The organism is Mesorhizobium sp. M4A.F.Ca.ET.090.04.2.1 (assembly GCF_003999085.1).
In the GTDB taxonomy this organism is placed as follows: Bacteria; Pseudomonadota; Alphaproteobacteria; order Rhizobiales; family Rhizobiaceae; genus Mesorhizobium.
In genome coordinates this window covers 1-3,775 of the sequence record NZ_RZOT01000569.1, presented here as the reverse complement: position 1 = coordinate 3,775, position 3,775 = coordinate 1, and the positions used below count along the sequence as shown (strand labels likewise).

Annotated in this window: 4 protein-coding genes; 1 reads left to right on the top strand and 3 read right to left on the bottom strand. The window is 63.6% G+C overall.

Going from position 1 to position 3,775, the window contains the following annotated elements:
- Positions 1 to 15 precede the first annotated feature (15 nt).
- The gene (locus tag EN781_RS28235) at positions 16 to 780 is read left to right on the top strand and encodes an RES family NAD+ phosphorylase (RefSeq protein WP_126054314.1); all 765 of its coding nucleotides are present in this window, start codon (positions 16 to 18) and stop codon (positions 778 to 780) included.
- Positions 781 to 792: 12 nt separating this feature from the next.
- Here EN781_RS28235 and EN781_RS28230 read toward each other — a convergent pair whose 3' ends face one another.
- From EN781_RS28230 to EN781_RS28220, 3 genes are all read right to left on the bottom strand, one after another.
- Complete coding sequence (locus EN781_RS28230; protein ID WP_126054313.1) at positions 793 to 1,497, bottom strand: hypothetical protein; 705 nt, start codon at positions 1,495 to 1,497, stop codon at positions 793 to 795.
- 180 nt (positions 1,498 to 1,677) lie between these two features.
- On the bottom strand, positions 1,678 to 3,051 hold the full coding sequence (locus tag EN781_RS28225) for a 3-deoxy-7-phosphoheptulonate synthase class II (RefSeq protein ID WP_126054312.1): 1,374 nt from the start codon (positions 3,049 to 3,051) through the stop codon (positions 1,678 to 1,680).
- Between the two features lie 333 nt (positions 3,052 to 3,384).
- Positions 3,385 to 3,775 (bottom strand): TRCF domain-containing protein (locus tag EN781_RS28220; RefSeq protein WP_348631395.1); only part of this gene is annotated, 391 nt, incomplete at its 5' end.

Below are 3,775 nucleotides of genomic sequence, written 5' to 3'. Positions count from 1 at the left end.
TATCAGGACTTGTCGATGTCATCGCCTATTTGGACTCCCGACGCGCTCTCGTCTGAATCCGCCCGGCTTGAAGGCAAGTACTGGCGCATGGTCGAGGCGCAGCACCGCGTCTCGACGCTGAAGGTCGTCGACACGCTCGACGAGCAGGCCTTGCTGGAAGAGCTGATCGAGGAGACGAAGCCGCAGATCCCGCTCGAGTGCCGGCACCTCCACTACCTGCTGGCGACGCCCTTCCGCTACGGCTCGGTCTACCCCCATGGCTCGCGCTTTCGCCGCGCCGGCCGGACCAGGGGCGTCTACTATGCGGCTGAGACCATGTTCACGGCTGTCGCCGAGATGGCGTTCTACCGCCTGCTGTTCTTCGCCGAATCGCCCGACACGCCCTGGCCGCGCGACGCCGCCGACTACACTGCCTTTTCCGCCGCCATCAAATGCGCCGCCATCGACCTGACCAGGCCGCCGCTCGACCGCGACGCGGCCGCATGGACGCATCCGACCGACTACGCCGCTTGCCAGGCCATCGCCGATGTCGCGCGCGAGGCCGGGCTGGAGGCGATCCGCTACCGCTCGGCGCGCGACCCGAAAGGCGCCAACATTGCGCTGTTGACGTGCAAGGGTTTTGCAAAAGCAAAGCCGCTGGAGCCGCAGACCTGGCGCATTCGCCTCGGCGTCTTCGGCGTGCAGGCGATCTGCGAGTTTCCGGAAAAGCGGATCGAATTCTCCAGGGCGGCCTTCACCGACCCACGGCTCACGAACTTGCGCTGGGAGCGCGGCCGCTAGCTGTGTCGTGATTCAGGCGAGGATGTTCACCGCCCGCGCCGCCACCAGCGCGATCGTCAGCAGCGAGATCAACGCCTCCGCCATCATCAAGAGCTTGGCGCGCTGGGTGAGCGGCAAGGTGTCGGTCGGCGAGAATGCCGTCGCGTTGGTGAACGCCAGGAAGGCATAGTCGACGAAGCCGGGCAGCCAGCCGCGGATTTCTCGGTCGGGCAGCGTCATCTGCGGGAACAGGAAATCGGCCTGCGCGCGCTTGACCAGCCCACAGGTCGGCGGCCCGCCCCGGTCCGTGCTCCAGAACCAAAGCGCGAAGACGATGACGTTGGTGACCCAGATGTTCAGCGCATCGACAAGCAGCGTCGTGCCGGCGCCGGCATGGCCTTCGAGCAGCGCCTTGACCAAGAAGACCAGCGCCCCGCAGTTCATGACGCTGATGACGCCGGTGAGGACCAGCGCGGTGCGGCGGATGTAAAGGCGAAACCGGCCGATCGCGTACCAATGTTCGTGATCAATGGCCTTCTGCGTCGCCATTTGCGTCCACGCCGTCGCGATCGACAGGGGCACGAGCAGCACCGCCTCGATCGCAGGCGCCAGCCAGCGCGGGCCGAACGACAAGTCGTTTATGACCAGAAGCTGCAGGCAGATGATGACGAGGACCGCCGCTCGAGCCGACCAGAAATCAAGGGCGCGGTGGTGGATGACGGCATGCTTGTGACGCATGGTGAATGCTGGAACCAGTTGGGGGTGGACGATGCAGTTCCATCCAATCTTGGTTTTGCAATGGTCGCGCCAGAACACATTTTCGTAAGCTCTGATGTTACCGCTCCTCGGCCCGAAACAAAAAAAGGCGCCGGATTTCTCCGGCGCCTTTGATCACGCAGATTCAAACCAGCAAGCGGCTCAGCCGTTGGCGGCCTGCTTGTGCTGGACCGTGTGGCTCTTCTTGAGCAGGTCCGAGACCAGGAAGGCGAGCTCGATCGCCTGGTCGGCGTTGAGGCGCGGATCGCAATGCGTGTGGTAGCGGTCCTGCAGGTCTTCCGCGGTGATGGCACGGGCCCCGCCGGTGCATTCGGTAACGTTCTTGCCGGTCATCTCGACATGGATGCCGCCGGGATGCGTGCCTTCGCCGCGGTGCACCTCGAAGAAGGTCTGCACCTCCTTCAGGATGCGGTCGAACGGCCGTGTCTTGTAGCCGGCCGCCTCAATCGTGTTGCCGTGCATCGGATCCGACGACCAGACCACGCTGCGGCCTTCCTTCTGCACCGCGCGCACCAGCTTCGGCAGATGCTCGGCCACCTTGTCGGCGCCGAAGCGCGCGATCAGCGTCAGCCGTCCCGGCTCGTTCTCCGGGTTGAGCAGGTCGATCAGCTCCAGCAAGCCGTCCGGTGTCAGCGACGGGCCGCATTTCAGCCCGAGCGGGTTCTTGATGCCGCGGCAATATTCGACATGCGCATGGTCGGGCTGGCGGGTGCGGTCGCCGATCCAGATCATGTGACCCGACGTGGCGTACCAGTCGCCGGAGGTGGAATCGACGCGGGTCAGCGCCTCTTCGTAGCCGAGCAGCAGCGCCTCATGGCTGGTGTAGAAATCGGTCTCGCGCAGCGCGAAGTTGGTTTCGGAGGTAATGCCGACTGCGCGCATGAAGCCCATGGTCTCTGTGATGCGGTTGGCGAGCGACTCGTACTTTTCGCCCTGCGGGCTGTCGGAGACGAAACCAAGCATCCAGCGATGCACATTCTCCAGGCTGGCATAACCACCCTGGGCGAAGGCGCGCAGAAGGTTGAGCGTCGCCGCCGACTGGCGATACGCCATCTCCTGACGGGCGGGATCGGGAATGCGCGACTTGGCGTCGAACTCGATGCCGTTGATGATGTCGCCGCGATAGCTGGGCAACGTCACGCCGGCCTTGGTCTCATTGTCGGAAGAGCGCGGCTTGGCGAACTGGCCGGCGACGCGGCCGACCTTCACCACCGGCTGCGCGCCGGCGAAGGTCAGAACGACGGACATCTGCAGGAAGACGCGGAAGAAGTCGCGGATGTTGTCCGCGCCATGCTCGGCGAAGCTCTCGGCGCAATCGCCGCCCTGGAGCAGGAATGCATCACCGGCGGCAACGGCCGCCAACTGCTTCTTCAGTTTGCGCGCCTCACCGGCGAAAACCAAAGGCGGAAAGGTGGCGAGTTGGGCTTCCGTGTTCTTCAGCGCGGCAAGGTCCGGATAGGCGGGAACCTGCTTGATCGGCTTTTCTCTCCACGAATTCGGCGACCATTTCGTCATCGTTGCACCCAAACGCCCTTCAGCAGCAATTCCAGGAAAAGCGTGATTCCGCGCGGAATTGCGTCAAACAAACAGATGAACGGGCACCCTCGCCCGCCATTCCAGCCCAATATGGGGTGGCGGCTCCTTACACGAAGCCGAATTCCTATTCTAGACCGGAATTTGAGCGCTGGCGAATGAGCGTTGCTGGCCAAGGTGTGTTGAGATTCAGGTTAGGCCGAGCCGAAAATGGTGATTTCCGAGAACCGGAGCGGAGCGTACTCAAAGCACGTGATACCAGAAGCGCAGGGAAACCGCCATTTGCAGGCCGGCATCAACTGAAACTCAACACACCTAGGCGGCTTTCTCCACCAGCCGCGCCAGCTGCGTCATCACCACGGCCGAGCCCGCCAGTCGCTTTTCGGCGTTCGGCCAGTCGCGGATGAAGACGACGCTGTGATCGGGCCGGATCTTGGCCAGCGAGCCCTGCTCGCCGATGAACTTGACCAGCCCGACCGGGTTGGAGAATTCACGCTTGCGGAAATGGATGACGACGCCTTTGGGGCCGGCGTCGAGCTTCTCGACATTGGCCCTGCGGCAAAGCGCCTTGATGAAGACGATCTTCAAGAGATGCGTCACCTCTTCTGGCAGCGGTCCGAAACGGTCGATCAGCTCGGCGCCGAAGGCGTCGATCTCCTCGGTGCTTTCGAGGTCGCCGAGCCTGCGGTAGAGCGCCAGCCTGAGC

Excerpts from the sequence above, each read along its gene's own strand:
- EN781_RS28235 (WP_126054314.1), top strand. The coding sequence starts at position 16 with ATGTCATCGCCTATTTGGACTCCCGACGCGCTCTCGTCTGAATCCGCC.
- EN781_RS28225 (WP_126054312.1), bottom strand. The coding sequence starts at position 3,051 with ATGACGAAATGGTCGCCGAATTCGTGGAGAGAAAAGCCGATCAAGCAG.
- EN781_RS28230 (WP_126054313.1), bottom strand. The coding sequence starts at position 1,497 with ATGCGTCACAAGCATGCCGTCATCCACCACCGCGCCCTTGATTTCTGG.